This window comes from Photobacterium ganghwense (genome assembly GCF_017329545.1).
GTDB classification, from domain to species: Bacteria; Pseudomonadota; Gammaproteobacteria; order Enterobacterales; family Vibrionaceae; genus Photobacterium; species Photobacterium ganghwense.
Map to the genome: position 1 here is coordinate 1088614 of NZ_CP071325.1, position 23004 is coordinate 1111617.

Sequence of the window (23004 nt, forward strand, 5' to 3'; positions counted from 1 at the left end):
ATCGGTGGACGGCAGTGTAAGCTGAATGCGTGTTAATGTTCGATATATTAAAGGAAAAAAAAAGCCCTAGCATCTGCTTAGGGCTTTTTTGCGGACATCTGACAGAAACTCAGGCTTTTTTGACCGGGCGAGGGCGGCCGTTGCTGTCAATCGCGACATAGTTAAAGGTCGCTTCACATACGCGGTAGCGATCCCCGATACCGTCATGAGCCACCGGTTTAACCCATACTTCCAGCGCAACACTCATGGATGTGTTACCAATGCGCTTACATTCGCCATAGCAGCAAACCACGTCACCGACACTGACCGGGGCTTTAAAGGCGATGCTGTCGACCGAGACGGTCACAACCCGGCCGCCGGAAATTTCTTTCGCCAGAATGGCGCCAGCAAGGTCAAGTTGAGACATGATCCAGCCACCAAAAATATCGCCGTTGGCGTTAGTGTCAGCTGGCATTGCGAGGGTGCGAAGCAAAAGTTGCCCGCGAGGAACGTTGTTTTCTGCTGTCATGTTGCGACTCTATAACTACTTTGAATCGGTTTCTTTTGGCATATGGTGATAAATATACCCGCCAGTGGCAAGGGTAAAGAGCAGGGTCAGAATTAATAGCCCAAACACTTTAAAATTTACCCAGACATCTAAGGGCAGGCGGAAGGCAATATAGACATTCACGACCGCACATACAATGAAAAACACCATCCAGGCAGTATTGATACGGCGCCAAACGGTGTCCGGCAGCGTAATTTCTTTGCCTAACATACTTTTTATCAGTGGCTTACCCATATACTGGCTAATGGCCAGACCAATGGCAAACAGGCCGTAAATAATAGTGACTTTCCACTTAATAAAGTCGGCGTCATGGAGAAAAATGGTCAATCCGCCAAAAATCGTCACCATTACAAAGGTGATAAGCTGCATTTTCTCGACTTTCTTATACAGAAACCAAGTCAGCGAAACTTGTACCGCCGTGGCAATAATCAGCGCGCCGGTAGCGGTATAAATATCGTGGGTCTTGTATAACACGAAGAAAATAATCAGTGGGATAAAATCGAGTAGCTGCTTCATAAGGTTAACCAGTTAATTACGCAGAACCATAGTATACCTTAAGTCAGTATAGAAACAGGCGGCAGGGTTGTGCCCGGCCGCCTGTTGATTCGTTTAACGGTTTTGAACCGCTAACCGATAACTCACACGTTTTGTGGTTTGTTCTCTGGTGCTTGTTCGCTTTCGTCGTTCATCATGTTATCAACGATGACCGCACATGCCGCGTCACCGGTAATGTTCAGCGCAGTACGAATCATATCGAAGATACGGTCTAGGGCGAACAGCAGTGGCAGGCCTTCAATCGGAATACCGGCTGACAGCAGTACCGCAACAACCAAGAACGATGGGCCCGGTACGCCGGCCTGGCCAACAGCACCCAGTGTCGAGGTGATAATAATGGCGATGTATGCCCCCATGCCCAGGTCGATGTTGAACATCTGGGCAAAGAAGATAGCCACCAGACCGTAGTAAATTGCATTACCACTCATATTGATGGTTGCGCCCAGCGGCAGCACGAAAGAAGCGGTGGAGTTTTTCACACCCAGTTCTTCTTCACAGGCTTCCATGGTCACTGGCAGGGTCGCCATCGAAGAAGCGGTAGACAGGGCAACGGCCTGAGGTTTCTTCATTACTGACAGGAACTTCATTGGCGAGGTTTTGCTGAATAGCTTGATCATGGCCGGATAGAAGAGGAAGCCATAAATCAGAATCGCGCCCACATACACCACGAACAGCTTAAACACGACCATCAGCGCCCCAAAGCCGAAGGTACCGACCGCATCGGCCATCAGACCGAATACGCCCAGTGGTGCAACTTTCATGACAACGTTGATCATCCATACCATCGCATCCACAATGGCATTGACCCCGTTGATAAGTGGCTCACGGCGCTCTTTTTCCAGTTTCGATACCGCAATACCGAAGAACAGGCAGAACACCAGAATCTGCAGAATGTTGGCTTCATTCAGGGACTGGAAAACGTTGGTTGGGATCATCCCCAAAAGGGTCGCCCAGAACGAAGGCAGGTCGCCTTTATCGGCATAGGCATTAGAGAACATGCCTTCCACACCGCTGAGGTCAACACCAATCCCCGGTTTGAAGACTTCCCCCATGAACAGTGCCAGGGCAACGGCTACCGCAGAGGTCAGGCCGAAGAAGCCAAGTGTTGTCAGACCGACTTTACCGGCAGACTGACTGCCGCCAAGACCGGCTGCACCGGAGATGATCGCGACTGCGACCAGAGGAATGACCAGCATTTTGATCAGATGGATAAAGATGCTGCCCAGTGGTGCAAACATGCTGGCGGACTGGCCCATCATTGCACCGACTAGTGTACCCACACACATGGCAATAACGACCTGGACGCCGATATTGCCTAACAGTCCTTTTTCTTTTAACACCTTTAGATACCTCAGTTGTGTTTGCTGCTAGCTTAATTTTATAGGGTCACGTTACTGTTTGGAATTTTGTTTTGAAATTGTTTTAAATGTTAACCCAATATTTTGCGGATGTGTTTTTACACCGAAACATAATATTTATCAATAATAAATTTAAATGTTTTATTCCTGGGTTATCATTTCTAACACTTAGTAGCGAAGCGTGACCTTTGTCTTAACAAGTTGGCTACTGTAAGGGCAGATAAGGGGAAGTTCTTTGATCTTTGTTCAGTTTTTGTTGGGTGTCACGAAATTGCCTTTTCCGCTGTCTGGCTGGCGCTTTGCTGCTTTCGTGGTGGGTTGCTCTCATTCCTTCTAATTGACTATGTGAAAACGTCTTATACATAGCCGTATAACCCTGAAATGGCGGCAACTTGTCGATTTACAACCCGGCTAAATAAAGAAGCCGCCCAGCAGGGGCGGCTTCAACAAGTAGCTATAACAAGTAGCTATACGGTCTTCGATAAAGTGCGGCGGTATGCGATAAAGTGCGCTGGTCACTCCGAGGCCATGCAAAGCATGATGCGAGACTGACCCTATTACGACTACATACTCTTGCTGCACATTATTTGCTTCACATTATTGCTACATATGGCGACTAGACGCGGGTCGCCGCTTTCATGTCACTGACAAAGCGATGCAGTTCCGACAGCATGGCATCATTGTCCGCCAGGTTTCGCTCAATGATCTTCACCACGGCAGAGCCGGAAATGGCGCCAGCAGCACCGGCCTGAATGGCGTCTTTTACCTGGGCTGGTTCAGAAATTCCGAAACCCAGCAGCGCCGGCGGGGCGTCATGTGCTTTCAGGCTGGCCAGCAGGTTATCAATGGGCATACCGGCTTTGGTTTCAGCACCGGTCACCCCGGCTCGGGACAGCAGGTAGGTATAACCGCCACCATATTCAGCCACAGTTTTCAGCGTATCTTCATTAGCATTTGGCGGGGCAATGAAAATCGGGTGAATGCCGTACTTTTCAGCGGCAGCACGAAACTCGGCAGATTCTTTCACCGGCACATCAGCGACCAGAACCGAATCGACCCCGGCATCTGCGCAGCGCTGATAGAAGTGCTCAATTCCGTTGGCAAATACCAAGTTGGCGTACATTAACAGGCCAACCGGAATGTCCGGGTGGCGCTCACGAATGGTTTTCAGCAGCTCAAAACAGACGGTCGGGGTGGTACCGGATTCCAGCGCCCGAATGGTTGAGCCCTGAATCGTCGGGCCATCGGCCAGCGGATCTGAAAACGGGATACCCAGCTCCAGTGCGTCAGCACCGGCTGCTATCAGGGTCTCGATGATGTTCAGCGACTGCTCCGGGTTTGGATCGCCAATCGTTACGAAAGGAACAAATGCGCCTTCCTGTTTAGCCGCCAGACGGGCAAATTGGGTTTGATAACGATCCATTACAGCACTCCCTTCTCTTCCAGAATGTGGTGAACAGTGAAAATATCCTTATCGCCGCGGCCTGACAGGTTAACGACCAGCAGCTGTTCTTTTTCCGGGTTTTCTTTTATCAGTTTCAGTGCGTATGCCAGGGCATGCGCAGATTCCAGCGCCGGAATGATCCCTTCATTGCGCGCCAGGGACTGGAAGGCATCCAGCGCCTCGTCATCGGTAATTGCCACGTATTCGGCACGGCCAATGGCGTTGAGGTGAGCGTGCTGAGGGCCGACGGACGGGAAGTCGAGACCGGCCGAGACAGAGTAAGACTCTTCAACCTGACCGTGCTCGTCTTGCATCAACGGGGCTTTCATACCAAAGAAGATACCGAGTTTACCGTGCTTAAGCGGCGCACCGTGCATGTTGGTATCCAGTCCTTTCCCGGCAGGTTCAACGCCGATCAGGCCCACGTTTTCTTCTTCAATGAAGTCGGCAAACATCCCGATCGCGTTTGAACCACCACCGACACAGGCGATGACGGCATCCGGCAGACGGCCTTCACGCGCCAGAATCTGGGCTTTGGTTTCTTCACTGATAATCCGCTGGAACTCACGCACAATGGTCGGGAACGGATGCGGCCCGGCAGCGGTCCCCAGCAGGTAATGCGCCGTATCGTAGCTGGCAGACCAGTCACGCATCGCTTCGTTGCAGGCATCTTTCAGGGTGGCAGAGCCCGAATGAACCGGAATCACTTCTGCACCCATCAGTTTCATCCGAAATACGTTAGGACTCTGGCGTTCAACGTCTTTGGCACCCATGTAAACGCGGCATTTCAGGCCGAGCAGGGCACAGGCCAGGGCCGTTGCCACACCGTGTTGTCCGGCACCGGTTTCGGCGATAATTTCGGTTTTGCCCATGCGTTTGGCGAGCAGTGCCTGACCCAGCACCTGATTGGTTTTGTGCGCGCCGCCGTGCAGCAGGTCTTCACGCTTGAGGTACAGTTTAGTGTTTGTGCCCTTGGTCAGGTTACGGCACAGGGTCAGGGCCGTCGGGCGACCTGCGTACTCGGTCAGCAGGTGCATAAATTCTTGTTGGAAGGCCGGATCCTGCTGGGCTTCAACAAAAGCGGCTTCCAGCTGGTCCAAAGCCGGGACGAGGATTTGCGGTACGTACTGCCCGCCAAATTCGCCAAAGTAGGCGCTGATTTTGCTCATAATCGTACTTATCCTTAATACTTTCTAATCGCTGTAAATGCAGCCTGTAACTTGTTCGCATCTTTCTTGCCGGGCTGGCTCTCAACACCGGAGTTCAAATCCAGCCCCTTGCAGCCGATATGGGCCGCTTCACACACGTTCTCAGGGGTCAGCCCGCCAGCCAGCATGGTGATTTTTTTCTGCTCATCCGGGATCAGTTGCCAGTTAAAGGCAACGCCGGTGCCGCCGGACTGGTTGCCCACTTTGCTGTCGAGCAGATGGCGGTCAACTTGCCACTGGGAGAAATCCGGTACGGAATCGGTTACACCATGAGCTTTCCAGATCTCACAGCCTGCGGGGAGCTGAGCTTTCAGCCCCTGCACATACTCCGGGCTTTCTTCACCGTGTAATTGAACCGCAAAGAGTGCCAGGGCTTTTGCCGCTTTCGTGACTGCATCCGGATCAGCATTGCGGAAAACACCGACGTATTTCAGCGGAGCACCACTCATGATCATGCGGGCCTGTTCAATGTCGACCTGACGCGGAGAGCCTGACACAAAAATCAGACCGCCATAGATGGCGCCGCTTTTGTACGCTGCGGCTGCATCATCGGCATGGGTCAGGCCACAGACCTTATTCTCACCGAGGGTCACGCGGCGTATCGCCAGTTCCAGATCATCTTCTGCCATCAGCGAGCTGCCAATCAGAAAGCCATTGGCATAGGCGGCAAGATCGCGTACCTGCTGGTGGTTGTAGATACCGGACTCAGAAATCACAATGGTGCCCTCGGGCAGGCGAGGTGCCAGCTCTTTGGTCCGGTTGAGATCAATGCTCAGGTCACGCAGGTTACGGTTATTGATACCGACAACCTTGGCCTTCAGGGTAATGGCACGCTCCAGTTCTTCCTCGTTACTGACCTCAGTCAGGATGCCGAGGTTCAGTGACTCTGCCACTTGGGCCAGTTGCTGGTACTGGTCGTCATCGAGCACCGATAGCATCAACAGGATCGCATCGGCTCCATAATGACGCGCCAGATAAACCTGATACGGGTCGATCATAAAATCTTTGCACAAGACCGGCTGGGAGACCTGACGACGTACCTGCGGCAGAAAGTCAAAGTTCCCCTGAAAGTATTTCTCATCAGTCAGTACGGAAATGGCACTGGCGTGGTTGTTGTACACTCGTGCGATATAGTCGAGGTCAAAATCCTCGCGAATCAGTCCTTTTGACGGTGACGCTTTTTTGCATTCCAGAATAAATGCCGCCTGATCGCCGGACAGCGCCTGATAGAAATCCCGGTCGCTGGGTGTCAGCGCATCCTGAAAGGATTCCAGCGGTTGCTGTTGTTTTCTGGCTTCAACCCAAAGGTGTTTGTCGGCGACAATTTTTGCTAGCACGGTTTCCATGATTATCCTCGTTCCGCCAGTTGACCCACAAGCTGGTAGGCCTGACCGGACTGCATCACGGCCAGCGCTTGTCGGGCATTGTCCTTTAACTCTTTCTGACCAAATAAACGCAGTAACAGCGCGACGTTAGCTGCAACGGCAGCCATCTGGGCGTCGGTGCCTTTACCGGTCAGGATATCAGTGATAATGGCACGGTTTTCTTCCGGCTCGCCACCCTTAATTGCATCCAGCGGGTAAGTTTCCAGGCCAAAATCCGCCGGGGTCAGAGTGTATTCACGAATGTCCCCGTTAATGATTTCCGCCACGGTGGTTTCTCCGTGAATTGCCACTTCGTCCAGTCCGCTGCCGTGTACGACTGCCGCCCGTTTAAAGCCCATGGCAGCCATGGTCTCGGCAATCGGGCGAACCAGCGCTTTGTCATACACGCCCATCAGTTCGATATTCGGGCGGGCCGGATTAATCAACGGCCCCAGCAGGTTGAAGATGGTGCGCGTTTTCAGGGCCTGGCGAACTGGCATGGCATGGCGGACGCCGCCGTGGTATTGCGGTGCAAACAGGAAGCATACGCCCTGTTCGTCAAGCGCTGCCCGGGCACTGTCCGGTGACATGGCGAGGTTAATGCCGAATTTATCGAGCAGATCAGACGAGCCGGATTTGCTCGATACCCCGCGGTTGCCGTGCTTGGCGACTTTGACGCCACACGCTGCAGCAACAAACGCCGAGGTGGTCGAAATATTGATGGTGTTATGGCCGTCGCCGCCGGTCCCGACGATATCGGCAAAGTCATAGTCCGGGCGGGGGAAATCGCTGGCATTGGCCAGCAAAGCCTGTGCGGCGCCGGCGATTTCTGCCGGGGTCTCGCCCTTGATTTTCAATGCGGTGAGCACGGCTGACAGCAGTACCGGCTCGACCTCCCCTTTGATGATGGCATCGAACAGGGTATGGCTTTCTTCTTGGCTGAGGTTTTGCTGGTCATACAGTTTGTCAGCCAGAGTGTAAATGGTCGCATCCATAAAAGTATCCTTCAGTGCTTGGTATGCCAGCGCTTATCCGCGCGCAGTTTGCTCGGCGGTATGTTGTCCGCCTGGTGGTACAGCCATGACCCATTCCAGCGTGTTGGTCAGCAGCTGGGCTCCTTGGGTTGTCAGGATGGACTCCGGGTGGAACTGGTAGCCACAAACCCGATCGGCGTCGTTGGTCACGGCCATCACCAGGCTGTCAACATCCGCAACAACGGTCAGGCTGTCCGGAACATCATGGGCGACCAGCGAATGGTAACGTGCAATGGTCAGCGGGCTTGGCAGTGGACCAAACACTTCGTGTCCGTTATGGCGCATCATGGCGGCCTTACCGTGCACAATTTCACCGGCTCCTGCGACTTTACCGCCATAGGCTTCGATGATGGCCTGATGGCCTAAACAGATACCAATCATCGGCACTTTGCCCCGCACGCGCTGGATCAGTGCCGGCATACAGCCAGCATCAGCAGGGGCACCGGGGCCGGGAGACAGGACCAGCACCGGATTGGTCAAGGCTTCCAGTGCCTGTTCGACCTGTTCGGCACTCAGGCTGTTGCGATAGATGGTGACCGTGCAGCCGAGCGAACGGAATTGGTCGACTAGGTTGTAAGTAAAGGAGTCGAAGTTATCCAGTAATACAATGTGTGGGGATGTCATATCCGGCTCCTTATTCAGCAGTTTTGCGCGATGATGAGGCCATCAGAGGCGCGGTATGCGCCTGACGGATCGCATTGATCACCGCCTGCGCTTTACTCCGGGTTTCGTCGGCTTCGGCTTGCGGCTGTGAGTCGTACACAACCCCGGCGCCGGCCTGCACACTGGCCATGCCGTTTTCGACATACGCCGAGCGGATCACGATGCAGGTGTCCATGTCGCCTTCACCGGTCAGGTAGCCAACAGCCCCGCCATAGGTGCCGCGACGGCGTTGTTCCACTTCCCGAATCAGCTGCATGGCGCGGATTTTCGGTGCTCCGGTCAGTGTTCCCATGTTCATGCAGGCCTGATATGCATGGAGCGCATCCAGATCGCCGCGTAGCTGGCCGACCACCCGCGAAACCAGGTGCATGACGTGGCTGTAGCGATCGACTTTCAGCAGGTCCGCCACATAGCGGGTACCGGGCTCACTGATGCGTGCGACGTCATTGCGTGCCAGATCAACCAGCATCATGTGCTCAGCGTTTTCTTTCATGTCGCTGCGCAGTTCCAGCTCAATGCGGCCATCTAAGTCCAGATTGATGGAGCCGTTTGGATTTTTGCCGCGAGGTCGGGTTCCGGCAATCGGGTAAATCTCGACCTGATTACTGTCCGCGCAGTACTTCAGGGCACTTTCCGGCGAGGCACCAAACAAGGTGAAATCGGCGTCCTGCAGGAAGAACATGTATGGGCTCGGGTTGCCGATTTTCAGCTCTTTATAGGCATTGAGCGGTGACGGGCACGGCAGGATAAACTGACGTGACGGCACCACCTGGAACACATCACCGTTAACCACATGCTGCTTCAGGTCGACAACCTGCTGGCAGAAGGCTTCGTCACTGACACTGGCTTGCGGTTCGCAGGCTTCCAGAATGGCGGCAGCCGGCAGGGGCTTAGGCTCTAAGCAGGCTTCCTTAATGTGTTGCAGGCGGCGGCTCAGTTCAAAATAGCTGGCGGTGTAGGCATCGCCGCCAAACAGGCTCGCCTGCAGTTTGCCTTTGCGACGCTGGTGGTCAATTACCAGCAGCGTTTCGGCGATGTAGAACAGGTAATCCGGACAGCGGTTATCCTGATTGACCGGCGGCAGCGGTTCAAAACTGTCCACCACGTCGTAGGCAAATAGCCCGCCGAGGAACAGGGCTTCACGAGGCTGCCCGGTACAGTCAAATGCATGCTGGATCAGACGCAACGCGTCAAACGATGAGGTCTGGCGCAGACGGCTGTCTTCATCCAGCGCACGGCCTGCCTGCGGGAAATCCAGGATCAGGCAACGTGCTTCACGGTTGGCCTCTATGTCGGTTGGCAGTTTGCTTTCCAGCGTCTGCAGGACGTTCAGCCCGTTATCAGTCAGGGCCTCAAGGCGAACCTGATGGCCACGGCAGACAATTCGTACCGCGGCATCAATCAGCATCAGGCTTTTTAGATCCTGTTTAGAGTCAATCTCGGCGGATTCCAGCAGCAGATTATGCGGCCGGTTGCCACACACGGAGTAATACAGCTCCGTTGGGTTTGATACGTAAGGGACATCCAGGCTGAGCACATCTAGCTCGCCCATGCCTAATGGGGTCGTATTCACAGCGTTCTCCCTGCCGCTTCTACAAACGGTTTCAGCTCTTGCATTAATTGTTCGAACATTGGACCGGTCAGTGCCTGGTGACCGTCAGACAAGGCTTCACACGGGTTGAGGTGTGTTTCGACGATGATACCGTCCGCGCCGACAGCAGCGGCTGCGCGGGACAGCGGAATCACCAGTTCACGCACGCCGGTTCCGTGGCTTGGATCCACAACCACCGGCAGGTGGGTGCGTTGTTTAAGAACGGCGACTGCGTTCAGGTCCAATGTATTGCGTGTTGCTGTCTCATAGGTGCGGATACCACGTTCACACAGGATAATGTTCGGGTTCCCTGCGTCATAAATGTATTCCGCCGCGAGCAGCAGTTCTTCGATAGTGGCGGAAAGTCCACGCTTGAGCAATACCGGTTTTTTACTCTCACCAACAGCTTTCAGCAGCGCATAGTTCTGCATATTGCGTGCGCCAATTTGTAAGCAGTCAATGTATTCGCACATGGCATCCATCTGACTCACTTCCATAACTTCTGAGACGGTTGGCAGCCCCAGTTGTTGGTTGGCTTGTTTCAGTAATTTTAATCCATCCAGCCCCATACCCTGAAAATCATACGGGCTGGTGCGGGGTTTATATGCGCCACCACGCAATGCAACCGCACCATGCTTTTTCACCACTTCGGCAACGGACATCAGCTGGCTTTCGGACTCGACGGAGCATGGCCCGGCAATCACCGCAAATTTTTCGCCGCCAATAGCTGCGCCGCCAAAGCGCACCACAGTGTCGTGCGCCTGTACTTCACGGCTGACCATTTTGTATTTGGTCAGAATCGGCTTGACGGTTTCCACGCAAGGGTAGGCGTCCAGGTGCAGTTGCTGGAGCACGCGTTCGTCACCCAGCGCGCCCAGCACGATGCGCTCTACACCCGGCATGTACAACGGTTTCAAACCGGCTTCTTCGATGCGGGTCAGAATGGTCTTCGCTTGTTCTTCAGTTGCATTGGGTTTGAGTACGATAATCATGTTTCAGTCCCTATTCAGTGCCTGGCACTGCTAAAAATTAAGAAGTTAATCGTTTGCCATCTGGGTGCAGAGTGAAAAAAACCCGCACTCAGGCGGGTTTGTGTTGTCTGGCTCAAGGCACAGCGAATCACACCACCCGCGTTGGGAAGTGCCACCACCAAGAGAAGAAAGCGCAGAGTTGATGATGAATTTGCTGTACCATGTTAATAATCCTTAACGCGATGCATTTGGTTGCGTTTAACTGCGTACTAGTAAACTAGTTCAGAGAAGTAATGTCAAGGCCTTAATTTTATGTTGTTTGATTTACACAGCCACACCACGGCGTCAGACGGACGTTTATCCCCGCAAGCGTTGATGCTCCGGGCCGTAGAAAAACGGGTGGATGTGCTGGCCATTACAGACCATGACACGGTAGCCGGTCTGGAAGCGGCTGAGCAGGCGATTTTGGAGGGTGATCTGCCAATATCTCTGATCAAAGGCATTGAAATATCGACAGTTTGGCAAAATTTTGATATTCACATTGTCGGACTGAATATCGACCCGCAGCACCCGGCAATCACCACTCTGATTGCGGCCCAGGCTGAACGTCGTGAAGCCCGTGCGGTGCTGATTGGTGAGCGTCTGGCGAAGAACCGGATTTACGGGGCACTGGACGGGGCAAAAGCGCTGGCGAATGGGGCCACCCTGACCCGGGCACATTTTGCCCAATGGCTGGTCGAGCAAGGGCACGCCAAGACCATGCAGGGTGTGTTCAAAAAGTTTCTGACCCGCAATAAACCGGGTTACGTACCGCCTAACTGGTGCTCGATTGCCGAGGCTGTGGCGGCGATTCAAGCTGCCGGCGGCCAGGCTGTATTGGCCCATCCGGGACGGTACAAACTCAATGGCAAGTGGTTAAAGCGGCTGCTGACAACCTTTGTGGAAGCCGGCGGTGATGCGATGGAAGTGGCCTTGCCGCAGCAATCCCCTCAGGAACGTCGCATGCTGGCCGATTATGCCATTGAATTTCAATTATTGGCTTCGCAAGGCTCTGATTTTCATTATGTCTCTCCCTGGACCGATCTCGGGCGCAACCTGTGGCAGCCCAAAGGGGTGACAGAAGTCTGGCAGGACTGGAGCGTTGAGAAGAAGCGCATTGAACAGGAAGTGTCGGAAGAGCGGACACTTTCAACGGAGGAAGAATGAGTCAGTTTTTTTATGTTCACCCGGAAAACCCGCAAACCCGCCTGATCAATCAGGCCGTGGCGATTATTCGCAATGGCGGGGTAATTGTTTATCCGACTGATTCCGGCTATGCCCTGGGTTGCCAGCTGGAAAACAAATCGGCACTGGAGCGTATCTGTCAAATCCGTCGCCTTGATGATAAGCACAACTTTACGCTGTTGTGCCGTGATCTGTCTGAGCTGTCGTTGTATGCCCGTGTTGACAACGGGGCGTTCCGCCTGCTGCGTAACAACACGCCGGGGGCATATACCTTTATCTTTAAGGGAACGAAGGAAGTACCGCGCCGGCTGATGAACCCGAAACGAAAAACCATCGGTATTCGGGTGCCGAACAATATTATTGCACTTGCGCTGCTGGAAGCCTTGGGCGAGCCAATGATGTCAACATCGCTGATCTTGCCGGGAAGTGACGTGACTGAGTCCGATCCTGATGATATTCGCGATAAGCTGGAACATGCGGTGGATCTGATCATCAATGGAGGTTTCCTGGGTGAGCAACCCACGACAGTGATTGATTTCAGCAACGATGAAATGGAAATCGTGCGTGTGGGTGCCGGTGACCCGACGCCATTTGAGTAACCCGGCGTCAGCTGAACAGATAATAGCCAACAGCTTAGCGCCCGCAGGAGTCAGTCGGCCGCTTGGGGCATATTTGCATAGGGTGGGAAAAATGATGATTTCCTGCGCTCTGTACCGTGTTTTCGGTGGTAACTGAGCTAAGCTTTTGGCATAATCCGCCGTCGCTTTAAGATGGCTTAAAGTGTGATGATTTTCGACGCCTGTGAAGGCGACAAAGGTTTGTCTAATGAGTGAAAAATTACAGAAGGTACTGGCGCGTTCTGGCCAGGGCTCTCGCCGTGAAGTCGAATTATTGATCCAGAATGGGCGTGTCAGTGTGGACGGCAAGGTTGCACAGTTGGGTGACCGACTGGAAGACCTGAGTTCTGTTGTTCGTATTGACGGTCACAAGATTCAGTTGGTTTCTTCTTCTGATGAAGTATGTCGTGTACTGGCTTATAACAAACCAGAAGGTGAGTTATGTACTCGCCATGATCCGGAAGGTCGTCGTACGGTATTCGACCGTCTGCCACGCCTGACGGACGGGCGCTGGGTGTCAGTTGGACGCCTGGATGCCAACACAGCAGGTCTGTTGCTGTTCACCACTGACGGTGAACTGGCAAACCGCCTGATGCACCCAAGCCGCAGCATTGAACGTGAGTACATGGTGCGCGTCTTCGGTGAAGTGAGCGAAGAAATGGTGCGTAACCTAGTTCGCGGCGTTGAGCTGGAAGATGGTATGGCACGTTTTGAAGACGTGGTTTACGCCGGTGGTGAGGGTATGAACCACACTTTCTACGTGGTGATCACCGAAGGCCGTAACCGTGAGGTTCGTCGTCTGTGGGATTCACAGGGTGTGACCGTAAGCCGCCTGAAGCGTGTTCGCTACGGTGATATCTTCCTGACCAAAGATCTGCCTCGCGGCGGATGGATGGAGCTTGAGCTGAAGGAAGTGAACTACCTGCGTGAGAAAGTGGAACTGCCGCCGGAAACCGAGACACATCTGACTGTTGAAGGTCAGAAGCGTAAGCGTGGTGTGCGTCAGATCCGTCGTGCCGTGCGTCGTCACGAAGAACGTCTGAATGACGAAACTCGTGGTGGTCGTCGCCGTCAGGATCAGCGTCGTTCCTCTTCCCGCACTAACAAAGTGGAAAGTAGCGAAAGCAACAATGGTCCACGTCGCAAGCCGTCAGGGAATGCAGCTAACCGCCGCAATCCGCTGAAGAACAAACCGGCTAAGCCGCGTACACGTAAATAAGTACCAGATATGAAAAAAAGCAGCCGGTTGGCTGCTTTTTTTATGCCTGTCATTCAGAGCAGACGACGGTGGGCTTCGTCTTAGCTGGCAGCACCGGGCTTGCGTTTAGGCTGGGCATCAATGCACTGGCCGTTGACGTCTTTGCTTTCCGGTCCCATCAGGTAAAGGTACAGCGGAATGATATCAGCCGGAGTTTTCAGCAGATTCGGATCTTCTGCCGGGAACGCTTTGGCACGCATGCCGGTGCGGGTACCGCCCGGATTGATGGCGTTGACGCGCACGTTGGTGTTTGCCAGTTCATCTGCCAGCACCTGCATCATACCTTCTGTGGCGAATTTTGAGATGGCGTATGCCCCCCAGAATGCGCGCCCCTGATGGCCCACAGTGGAAGATGTGAAAACGATACGGCCGTCTTGCGACTTCTTCACCAGCGGCAGTACCGCCTGAGTCAGCAGGAACTGCGCCTTCACATTCACCTGCATGACTTCGTCGTAGGTATCTTCGCCCAGTTGGTCAAACGGGCTCAATACGCCCAGCAGACCGGCATTGTGCAGCACGCCGTCCAGGCGACCGAACTGCCCTTCGATAGTTTCCACCATGTCGATGTAGTGCTGTTTAGTCGCACCCATCATATCCAGCGGGATAATCGCAGGCTGAGGGTAGCCGAGCGACTCAATTTCATCGTAAACCGCTTCCAGCTTGGCGACGGTTCGGCCCAGCAGAATCACGGTGGCACCGTGCGCTGCGTAGCTGATTGCGGCCTGACGCCCGATACCGTCACCCGCGCCTGTTACAAGAATCACTCTATCTTTCAGAGAGTTGTCGGCGATTTGATACTCCACGCTTTACATCCTTATTGTTTTTTCGTTTTCCTATTGTATTGCGATAGCCGAACCAATGACAACTTGGTTACAATGGGGTGACGTCAAAAAATGAGGACTCAACATTGGATTTTTTGTTTGATTACGGGCTTTTCCTGGCCAAGATTGCCACGGTGGTGATCGCAATTGTCGGTATTTTAGTGATTGCGAAAGGACTGAAAGGCCAGCACGGCGCAAAGGGCGAGCTGGAAGTAACCGATTTAACCGAGCAATACAACGATACCGTTCATCAACTCGAATCCCACTTGTTCGATAAGCCTCTGCTGAAAGCACGCGATAAAGCAGAGAAAAAGGCTGACAAAGAGAAAAATAAAGCGCGTCAGAATGAGATTAAAAAGGCTGCGAAATCCGGCGAGCTGTCTCAAACCCGTGAACCTCGCCTGTTTGTGCTGGATTTTCACGGTAGCCTGGATGCCCGAGAGGTCACCTCGCTGCGTGAAGAAGTAACGGCCATTCTGGCGGTGGCAGTTGAAGGGGATGAAGTCCTGCTGCGTCTTGAGACCGGCGGTGGTATGGTACATGGATATGGTCTGGCGTCATCTCAGCTGGATCGCCTGAAATCTGCCGGCATTAAACTGACCATCGCGGTGGATAAAATTGCAGCCAGTGGCGGCTACATGATGGCGTGTGTCGCTGACCGTATCATTTCGGCGCCGTTCGCGGTGGTCGGCTCGATCGGGGTCATTGCCCAGCTGCCGAACTTTAACAAGTTGCTGAAGAAAAACGACATCGAGTTCGAGCAGATTACAGCCGGTGAATTTAAGCGAACGTTGACAATGTTCGGTGAAAATACAGATAAAGCGCGTGAAAAGTTCCAAAGTGAGATTGAAGAAACACACGAGCTGTTCAAAGCCTTTATTGCCGATCACCGTCCGGAACTGGATCTGGAAAAAGTGGCGACGGGGGAACACTGGTTTGGTAAGCAGGCTTTTGAGCTGGGTTTGGTAGATGAAATCGGTACCAGCGATGACTTTATCAGTCATGCCTGCAAAGAGCGTGAAGTGCTGCAGGTGCGTTATGTGCAGCGTAAAAAGCTGGCAGAAAAACTGGCTGGTGCCACCGGTGACGCTGCTGACAATCTGCTGCTGAAGTGGATCAGCCGCGGTCAGCGTCCGATTGTTTAAGGGATGGCTATGAACCAGAAATGGGCTCTGTTCTCTTTTAAAGGGCGCATGCGTCGGCGTGATTACTGGTTGTACAGTATCCCGGTACTGCTCATGATCATGCCAGTGTTTTTCTATACGTCTCCGGAGAACTTCAGCCAGAATCCGCTGCTCGAAACGTTATCATTGGTGATAATGGGCTTCGTGACCTGGGCTTCCACCGCATTGAATGTCAAACGTCTGCACGATCGCAATAAAAGCGCGTGGTGGATCATTCTGACCTTCCTGCCGGTCATTGGCCCTATTTTTGTGATTATCGAGCTGGGTATTCTGGATGGCACTGCTGGGCCAAACCAGTACGGTCCGGATCCAAAGGGGCGGGGTGCACCGCCATCTTCGGGTACACCATCTTCAGGGCAGCCGTCTGACAAGGCGGAGAAAGATTCAGTGACCATCGAGATGTAACGGCTGGTCCAGTATGCTATAGCACTGAAAAGACGATAACAGCAGCCCCGTTCGCGGGGCTGCTGTTTTTGGTCTGTATGGATTATTCCAGGGTGAATTCCGGCGACAGCTGGTGGGCCAGATATTTGAACATGTTGAATACAGCCGTCGTTTTTTCCGTTGGCAGTCCATTGCTGTCCAAGAAATATTCCCCTTTAAACACCAGCACTCCGTCGCGCTCCTCAACGGAGGTGGCTCGCATACCTTCCTGGTAAGCATCATGGTCCTGAATCAGTTGGTTGGCGATCATCAGAAGGTCGGTAGATGAAATTGACTTTTTTTGACTCATGGGAATGTCTCTGTGGGTAAATTGAGCAATTTGTTGTCCCGGCAGGCCGGTACAGACGCGTTCAGTGTATTGAAACCGACACAGGATTACAAATCCTTGTTTATATGATGGTTATTGCAAAAGTGATGAAAGAGTAGGTCGCTAAGTGATTGAAATGCTCAAATTCTGTGAGCCACGACAAAGATCCGCTGTTTTTTATAGTCAAATTGTTGATGAGGTGGTAATGATTAGCGCCCGTTAAGGTATTGCACTGACATGAACTATATAAAAGAGGGAAAACGGTGATTTTTCGTTCTCGTGAAGAGGAAAAATTCGGTTTCCGGCTTGTGTAACGGGCTATTAACAAGTGGGGAAGGGACAACCAAACAAACCCGATTTGTTAAAAACCAGTTGACCTTCTTGGATTGTAGCCCAATATGTAAATACCAATTACATTACGTAACTACTTATCTATACAGTGTCCTCCACCCAGTTCGGGTCTCACTATGTGAATAGTTACTTAATCAGTTTGGCGTATCAACGTTGCCGTGCTATTCAGGTTTTTAAGCGTGCAACTATTTGTTTTATTTTGAATTTTGTAAGCACGAGGACGTAATAGAATTATTATGGGTAAATCTCTCGTTATTGTGGAGTCCCCAGCCAAGGCGAAGACGATCAATAAGTACTTGGGCAAGGACTTCATTGTTAAGTCAAGCGTAGGTCACGTACGTGATTTGCCGACCGGTGCGCGGAGTACGGGCAAAAAAGCAGCAGCCACTACAACCAAAGGGCTGAGTGCGGAAGACAAAGCCCGTATTAAAAAAGAAAAAGAACAGAAAGCACTGATCAACAAAATGGGTGTTGACCCATACCACGATTGGGATGCGCAGTACGAAATCCTGCCGGGCAAGGAAAAAGTCGTTACTGAACTGCAAAAGCTGGCGGCTGATGCTGACTGCGTTTATCTCGCGACCGATTTGGACCGCGAAGGAGAAGCTATTGCGTGGCACCTTCGTGAGATCATCGGCGGCGATGATGAACGTTATAAACGAGTGGTTTTCAACGAGATCACCAAAAATGCGATTCAGCAGGCGTTTGAACAGCCTGGTGAACTGAACATGGATGGGGTGAATGCTCAGCAGGCACGTCGTTTCCTCGATCGCGTCGTGGGTTTCATGGTCTCGCCTCTGCTGTGGAAAAAAGTGGCCCGTGGTTTGTCTGCCGGACGGGTTCAGTCGGTAGCGGTTAAGCTGATTGTTGAACGCGAACGTGAAATCAAGGCGTTCGTTCCTGAAGAGTTCTGGGATATTCACGCGAACACGCTGACTGCCGGTCAGGATGCGCTGCGTTTGATGGTCGCTCAGCAAGCGGGTAAAAACTTCCGTCCGGAAAACGAAGCTGACACCATGGCGGCGAAATCGCTGCTGGAAAAAGCGGCGTATACCGTGGTAGATCGTGAAGATCGCCCGACAACCAGCAAACCCTCTGCGCCATACATCACTTCGACGCTACAGCAGGCGGCCAGTACGCGCCTGGGCTACGGGGTGAAGCGCACCATGGGTCTGGCTCAGCGTCTGTATGAGGCGGGCTACATTACTTATATGCGTACGGACTCGACGAACCTGTCGAAAGAAGCGGTTGAGACGGTACGCGAATACATCACCAGTGAATACGGTGAGCAGTACCTGCCGGGTAAACCGAATGTGTACGGCAGTAAGCAAAATGCACAGGAAGCGCACGAAGCGATCCGTCCGTCCGATGTGGCTGTTAAAGCCGAGAATCTGGAAGGGATGGATGCGGATGCGGTGAAGCTGTACGATCTGATCTGGCGCCAGTTTGTCGCCTGTCAGATGGTTCCGGCTAAATACGATTCCAGCACCATTACGGTGGAAGCAGGTGACTTTACTCTGAAAGCCAAGGGCCGCACCCTGCGCTTTGCGGGCTGGACGCATGTTCAGCGCCCGATGGGTAAAAATGAAGACACTACGCTGCCGATGGTTAGTGTCGGAGATACCCTGAAGCTAGAGTCGCTGGAACCGAAACAACACTTCACGAAGCCGCCGGCTCGCTTTACTGAAGCGGCACTGGTTAAAGAGCTTGAGAAGCGCGGTATTGGTCGTCCGTCGACGTACGCGTCTATTATCTCGACCATTCAGGATCGTGGCTATGTGCGTGTTGACCAACGTCGATTCTATGCTGAAAAAATGGGTGAGATCGTTTCGGATCGTCTGAGCGAAAGCTTCGCGGATCTGATGGATTACGACTTCACGGCTCGCATGGAAGGCAACCTGGATAAGATCGCTGAAGGTGAAGCGAACTGGAAGAAGGTGCTGGACAACTTCTTCAATGATTTCTCTGCTGAACTGGAAAAAGCCGAGCAGGAAGAAGATGAAGGCGGCATGAAGCCGAACAAGATTGTTCTGACTGATATTGAGTGTCCGACCTGTGGCCGCCCAATGGGTATCCGTACCGCTTCAACCGGGGTGTTCCTGGGCTGTTCCGGTTATGCTTTGCCACCGAAGGAGCGTTGTAAAACAACGATCAACCTGGGTGACGAAGAAGGGATCGTGAACGTTCTGGAAGAAGACGTTGAAACTGCCGCGCTGCGTGCGAAGAAACGTTGTCCGAAATGTAGCACCGCGATGGATGCCTACCTGATTGATCAGGGCCGTAAACTGCATGTTTGTGGTAATAACCCAAGCTGTGATGGTTACCTGGTTGAGAAAGGCGAGTTCAAACTCAAGGGTTACGAAGGCCCGGTGATTGAGTGTGACAAGTGTGGCTCGGACATGGAGTTGAAAAACGGTCGCTTCGGTAAATACATGGGTTGTACCAATGAGTCATGTAAGAACACCCGTAAGATTCTGAAGAACGGCGAAGTGGCACCACCGAAGGAAGATCCGGTTCACCTGCCAGAGCTGCCATGCTCGCAGGATCCTGACGCGTACTTTGTACTGCGTGACGGGGCATCCGGTTTGTTCCTGGCAGCCAGCACGTTCCCGAAATCGCGTGAAACCCGTGCGCCGTTGGTGGAAGAGCTGGTGCGCTTCCAGGATCGTCTGTCATCGAAGTTCCATTACCTGACAGAAGCGCCTACGCATGATCCGGATGGTCGTCCGACAGTGGTGCGTTTCAGCCGTAAAACCAAAGAGAACTATGTTCGCTCTGAGGATGACGGCAAGCCGACGGGCTGGACGGCACTGTACATTGACGGAAAATGGGAAGTGACCGACAAGCGTAAAAAGACCAAGGAAAGTTGAGTCTGAAAACGAAAAAAACCGCCGATAAAGGCGGTTTTTTTGTCTCTGAAGCAGTGCCAATTAAAACGGTGTCAATGAATCCTGTGTCAAAAATCTAAAGTGAATAGGGCTGTGCACACTTTTGTGAAACGGCTCAGGCGGTAATGTCACTGGTTACCGGTACACCGCTGTGGAAACGAAAGTCGGGGTCGCCGCCGATAATCAGCTCTGCTTCTTTTGCGCCAATTGCCCGGATGCGATCTGTGATATCGCAACCGGCGATCTGCTCGGCCAGTGTCAGGTAGTCCTGATAATGGCGTGCCTCAGAGCGCAGCAATGAAATGTAGAACTTCTTGAGTTCGTCATCGAGGTACGGTGCCAGTTTGGCAAAGCGCTCGCAGGAGCGGGCTTCAATGTAGGCACCGACAATCAGCTTATCCACCAGAGTGGCAGGCTCATGGGTGCGTACCGCTTTCATCAGGCCACGGGCATAACGACCGGCACGCAGGTTGGAGTAGGGGATGCCGCGAGCAGCCATGATATCCAGCACTTGTTCAAAGTGGTGAAATTCTTCTTTGATCAGACGGACCATCTTGTCGATAAGCTCTGCACCGAAAGGAAAGTCCGCTTTTGGCTTCAATTCTGCGCTCAGGCCATTTTTCTTGCCGTGGAAGGCGGCGGTGTCGCGATGGATACCATACACAAATTCTTCGTACGGCTTGGCCCATTCCAACAGCGCCTTGCCGCTTTCAGCATCCACCGCGTACTTGCGGATCAGGAACATGGCTGTCTGACTGGCTTTCAACTCGCAATTACAGTGATCGACCAGCAATGCGGTCTGGTTCTCTGGTTTACGGGCTTCGTCAATCCAGGCTTGAGGCGTTTCACAATGCAGGAACTGTTTAATTGGCGTCAGTAGCTCGTCAATCATCCGCTCGGTGGTATTCATGGGCTTGCTTGTCTGAAATTGGTGAAATTAATTCGGCGCAGTATAGCAAAAAAAGTGGTGTTGGCGCAGCTTAGCCACTCCATGAAAAAGGCCACCTTGCGGTGGCCTCTGGCGAGTCTTGCTGAGGGTCGATGACCTTACCATTTACGTTTCGGCTGAAACAGAACATCCAGCTCATCCTGATCTTTTTCGATCCGTTGTTGGCGTTGTTGCTCCTGATTGCGGTTCTGGTTGCTGTCGATATCCGCCAGCATTTGCTGGAGCTTTTCACGAGCCTGATTCGCATAGTTGTCGTTTTTCGTTGCCAGTACGTCCAGACCTTTCTTCAGCAACTGTTTGGCGGTACCCAACTGGCGTTTGGCCGTGGCATCGTTAGCACGCTTAATCACATTTTCGATGTTAATACGCAGCTGGATCCCTTCAAGCCGTGCATTTTCCGCCACAAATGACTGGGTCGGCATGCGCCCCTTGCTGTGCTCACTCTTAATGACCGTTTTCAGTCGTTTAACCAGCTGTAACATGCCAATCGCCTGTTTGTCTGTACTCGGGACTTTAAACGTGGCCACATCTGACGCCGAATAGTTGTCCTGTAACTGGCGGATTTGCTCGGCCACATTATCAATGCGTTGCGGCAGTGATTTATCGGATGGATCGGTATCCAGCATACTCTGCAGGGAATACAGAATCCGTTTATTCAGGCATACCAATAGCTCTTTGCTGTAAGGCAAGTGATGGGCATTGCCGATCAAATCTTCGGTTGCATCAATAATTGCGATGTATTTGGCAAGTTCCTGCTGTTTGCTGCTTTGCAGTTTCTGGCGATACTGGATAATGATGTTGTATCCAATGATTAACACCAGTAATAAGCCCACTAAGCCTATAATCAGTGGCATGCTCATAAATTAGATAGACCGTCCATGCTGACACTAAGCCTCATAAGATACACTATCTCGTAAAGGGGTCATAGCGTTGTGGCTATTTTTGCTAAGTAAAACCGGGCTTAACGGGGATGGAGGCGGACAAATGTTGTCTGGCAGGCTGGAATGGGTTTCACATCTGCAGAAAACTTGACTATTCGCTGGTGAAAAATCATCTAACACTAGGAAAAGAAGCTAATAAGTTATATAACATTAAGTCATAGATGGGTGCATTAATATAATGGACTATGAATAGGCGGTACCATGAAATTACAGCAGTTAAGATACATTGTTGAGGTGGTTAATCATAACCTTAATGTCTCCTCAACCGCTGAGAGCCTGTACACCTCTCAGCCGGGAATCAGTAAACAGGTTCGCTTGCTTGAAGACGAGCTGGGTATCCAGATTTTTGAGCGCAGCGGCAAACACCTGACCAAAGTGACGCCGGCGGGGGAAGAAATCGTCAAAATTTCCCGCGATATTCTGTCCAGAGTTGAAAGCATCAAAGCCGTTGCCGGTGAGCATACCCACCCAGAAATGGGCACCCTGAACATAGCCACGACGCATACACAGGCGCGATACGCGCTGCCTGCGGTTATTCAGGGCTTTACTGCGCGTTACCCGAAAGTCACCCTGCACATGCATCAGGGGACGCCGAGCCAGCTGGCGGATGCGGTCTCGAAAGGGACTACTGACTTTGCAATTGCCACCGAAGCGCTGCACCTGTATCAGGACATGATCATGCTGCCGTGCTACCACTGGAACCGCTCGATTGTGGTGCGTGCGGATCACCCGCTGGCACAGAAGAAAGAGATTACCATTCACGACCTGGCGGCGTATTCGCTGGTTACTTATGTGTTTGGGTTTACCGGTCGCTCAGAACTGGACAGTGCCTTTAATCGTGCCGGCCTGACACCAAGAATTGTGTTTACCGCGACAGATGCCGATGTGATTAAAACCTACGTTCGGCTAGGCATCGGGGTTGGGGTGATTGCCAGCATGGCGATGGATCCGGCGACGGACAGCGACCTGGTGGCGATTGACGCGAGCCATATTTTTGAAGCCAGCACGACGAAGATCGGCTTTAAGAAAGGGACCTTCCTGCGATCTTACATGTATGACTTCATGGAGCGCTTTGCCCCGCATCTGACCCGTAATGTGGTCGATCAGGCGGTTGCACTGAAAACCAACGCCGAAATTGAAGCGCTGTTTGCCAATATGGAGCTTCCGGTCCGCTAATCGCATGATTTGCAGGGTGGCAGAGGCTGCCCTGCGATCCCCTCTCAGTTCGTTTTTCCTCAGGGCTTCTAACTCCTTTATATCTTGTTTTTCTTTCTTGTTGAGACAG

The 23004-nt window shown here is 52.5% G+C and carries 21 protein-coding genes and 1 other annotated feature; of the genes, 7 read left to right on the top strand and 14 right to left on the bottom strand.

Annotation, left to right across the window (positions count from 1 at the left end; genetic code table 11):
• Nucleotides 1–109: 109 nt before the first annotated feature.
• From yciA to FH974_RS05340, 10 genes are all read right to left on the bottom strand, one after another.
• Nucleotides 110–508 (bottom strand): acyl-CoA thioester hydrolase YciA, encoded by a 399-nt coding sequence (gene yciA / locus FH974_RS05295; protein ID WP_047883312.1) that lies wholly within the window; start codon nt 506–508, stop codon nt 110–112.
• Between the two features lie 15 nt (nt 509–523).
• Nucleotides 524–1063 (bottom strand): septation protein A, encoded by a 540-nt coding sequence (locus FH974_RS05300; protein WP_047883313.1) that lies wholly within the window; start codon nt 1061–1063, stop codon nt 524–526.
• A gap of 122 nt (nt 1064–1185) precedes the next feature.
• Entirely contained in the window at nt 1186–2457 is a 1272-nt protein-coding gene (locus FH974_RS05305; RefSeq protein ID WP_084712422.1) for a dicarboxylate/amino acid:cation symporter, read from the bottom strand.
• Nucleotides 2458–3076: 619 nt separating this feature from the next.
• A complete protein-coding gene (gene trpA, locus FH974_RS05310; protein WP_047883314.1) occupies nt 3077–3883 on the bottom strand; it encodes a tryptophan synthase subunit alpha in 807 nt (268 codons plus the stop codon).
• Nucleotides 3883–5073 carry a tryptophan synthase subunit beta gene (trpB, locus tag FH974_RS05315; protein ID WP_207103543.1) on the bottom strand — a complete coding sequence of 397 codons (1191 nt, stop codon included), beginning with the start codon at nt 5071–5073 and terminating at the stop codon, nt 3883–3885. The genes trpA and trpB overlap by 1 nt, the downstream gene beginning before the upstream one ends.
• A 14-nt stretch (nt 5074–5087) precedes the next feature.
• Complete coding sequence (gene trpCF, locus FH974_RS05320) at nt 5088–6458, bottom strand: bifunctional indole-3-glycerol-phosphate synthase TrpC/phosphoribosylanthranilate isomerase TrpF (protein ID WP_047883316.1); 1371 nt, start codon at nt 6456–6458, stop codon at nt 5088–5090.
• A gap of 2 nt (nt 6459–6460) precedes the next feature.
• Nucleotides 6461–7471, bottom strand: a complete 1011-nt coding sequence (gene trpD, locus FH974_RS05325; RefSeq protein WP_422894359.1) for an anthranilate phosphoribosyltransferase — start codon at nt 7469–7471, stop codon at nt 6461–6463.
• A 33-nt stretch (nt 7472–7504) separates the two neighbouring features.
• Nucleotides 7505–8134 carry an aminodeoxychorismate/anthranilate synthase component II gene (locus FH974_RS05330; protein ID WP_047883318.1) on the bottom strand — a complete coding sequence of 210 codons (630 nt, stop codon included), beginning with the start codon at nt 8132–8134 and terminating at the stop codon, nt 7505–7507.
• A gap of 10 nt (nt 8135–8144) precedes the next feature.
• A complete protein-coding gene (locus tag FH974_RS05335) occupies nt 8145–9725 on the bottom strand; it encodes an anthranilate synthase component 1 (protein ID WP_047883319.1) in 1581 nt (526 codons plus the stop codon).
• Between the two features lie 17 nt (nt 9726–9742).
• Nucleotides 9743–10756 carry a bifunctional 3-deoxy-7-phosphoheptulonate synthase/chorismate mutase gene (locus FH974_RS05340; RefSeq protein ID WP_047883320.1) on the bottom strand — a complete coding sequence of 338 codons (1014 nt, stop codon included), beginning with the start codon at nt 10754–10756 and terminating at the stop codon, nt 9743–9745.
• Nucleotides 10757–10828: 72 nt separating this feature from the next.
• Nucleotides 10829–10922, bottom strand: a sequence feature (Trp leader region).
• A 125-nt stretch (nt 10923–11047) separates the two neighbouring features.
• Between FH974_RS05340 and rnm the strand changes: the two genes are divergently transcribed.
• From rnm to rluB, 3 genes are all read left to right on the top strand, one after another.
• Nucleotides 11048–11941, top strand: coding sequence for an RNase RNM (gene rnm, locus FH974_RS05345; RefSeq protein ID WP_047883321.1), 894 nt, complete (start codon nt 11048–11050; stop codon nt 11939–11941).
• Nucleotides 11938–12558, top strand: a complete 621-nt coding sequence (locus FH974_RS05350; protein WP_047883322.1) for an L-threonylcarbamoyladenylate synthase — start codon at nt 11938–11940, stop codon at nt 12556–12558. The genes rnm and FH974_RS05350 overlap by 4 nt, the downstream gene beginning before the upstream one ends.
• A gap of 226 nt (nt 12559–12784) precedes the next feature.
• Nucleotides 12785–13795 (top strand): 23S rRNA pseudouridine(2605) synthase RluB, encoded by a 1011-nt coding sequence (gene rluB, locus FH974_RS05355; protein WP_047883323.1) that lies wholly within the window; start codon nt 12785–12787, stop codon nt 13793–13795.
• 80 nt (nt 13796–13875) lie between these two features.
• Here the strand turns inward: rluB and FH974_RS05360 are convergent, their stop codons facing one another.
• A complete protein-coding gene (locus FH974_RS05360; RefSeq protein ID WP_047883324.1) occupies nt 13876–14637 on the bottom strand; it encodes a YciK family oxidoreductase in 762 nt (253 codons plus the stop codon).
• A gap of 104 nt (nt 14638–14741) precedes the next feature.
• Here FH974_RS05360 and sohB point away from each other — a divergent pair, with 104 nt between their 5' ends.
• Both sohB and FH974_RS05370 read left to right on the top strand, forming a co-directional pair.
• Complete coding sequence (sohB, locus tag FH974_RS05365) at nt 14742–15800, top strand: protease SohB (RefSeq protein WP_047883325.1); 1059 nt, start codon at nt 14742–14744, stop codon at nt 15798–15800.
• A gap of 9 nt (nt 15801–15809) precedes the next feature.
• The gene (locus FH974_RS05370) at nt 15810–16244 is read left to right on the top strand and encodes a DUF805 domain-containing protein (RefSeq protein WP_047883326.1); all 435 of its coding nucleotides are present in this window, start codon (nt 15810–15812) and stop codon (nt 16242–16244) included.
• An 82-nt stretch (nt 16245–16326) separates the two neighbouring features.
• On the opposite strand, the gene FH974_RS05375 is transcribed toward FH974_RS05370, so the two are convergent.
• Entirely contained in the window at nt 16327–16572 is a 246-nt protein-coding gene (locus FH974_RS05375; RefSeq protein ID WP_047883327.1) for a YciN family protein, read from the bottom strand.
• A gap of 605 nt (nt 16573–17177) precedes the next feature.
• Between FH974_RS05375 and topA the strand changes: the two genes are divergently transcribed.
• Nucleotides 17178–19811 carry a type I DNA topoisomerase gene (gene topA / locus FH974_RS05380; RefSeq protein ID WP_047883328.1) on the top strand — a complete coding sequence of 878 codons (2634 nt, stop codon included), beginning with the start codon at nt 17178–17180 and terminating at the stop codon, nt 19809–19811.
• A 133-nt stretch (nt 19812–19944) separates the two neighbouring features.
• Here the strand turns inward: topA and miaE are convergent, their stop codons facing one another.
• Nucleotides 19945–20739: a tRNA isopentenyl-2-thiomethyl-A-37 hydroxylase MiaE gene (miaE, locus tag FH974_RS05385; protein ID WP_047883329.1), complete on the bottom strand. Its 795-nt coding sequence runs from the start codon at nt 20737–20739 to the stop codon at nt 19945–19947.
• Between the two features lie 137 nt (nt 20740–20876).
• Complete coding sequence (locus FH974_RS05390) at nt 20877–21638, bottom strand: hypothetical protein (RefSeq protein ID WP_047883330.1); 762 nt, start codon at nt 21636–21638, stop codon at nt 20877–20879.
• A 282-nt stretch (nt 21639–21920) separates the two neighbouring features.
• Between FH974_RS05390 and cysB the strand changes: the two genes are divergently transcribed.
• Nucleotides 21921–22895, top strand: a complete 975-nt coding sequence (cysB, locus tag FH974_RS05395; RefSeq protein ID WP_047883331.1) for an HTH-type transcriptional regulator CysB — start codon at nt 21921–21923, stop codon at nt 22893–22895.
• The last annotated feature ends 109 nt before the right edge of the window (nt 22896–23004 follow it).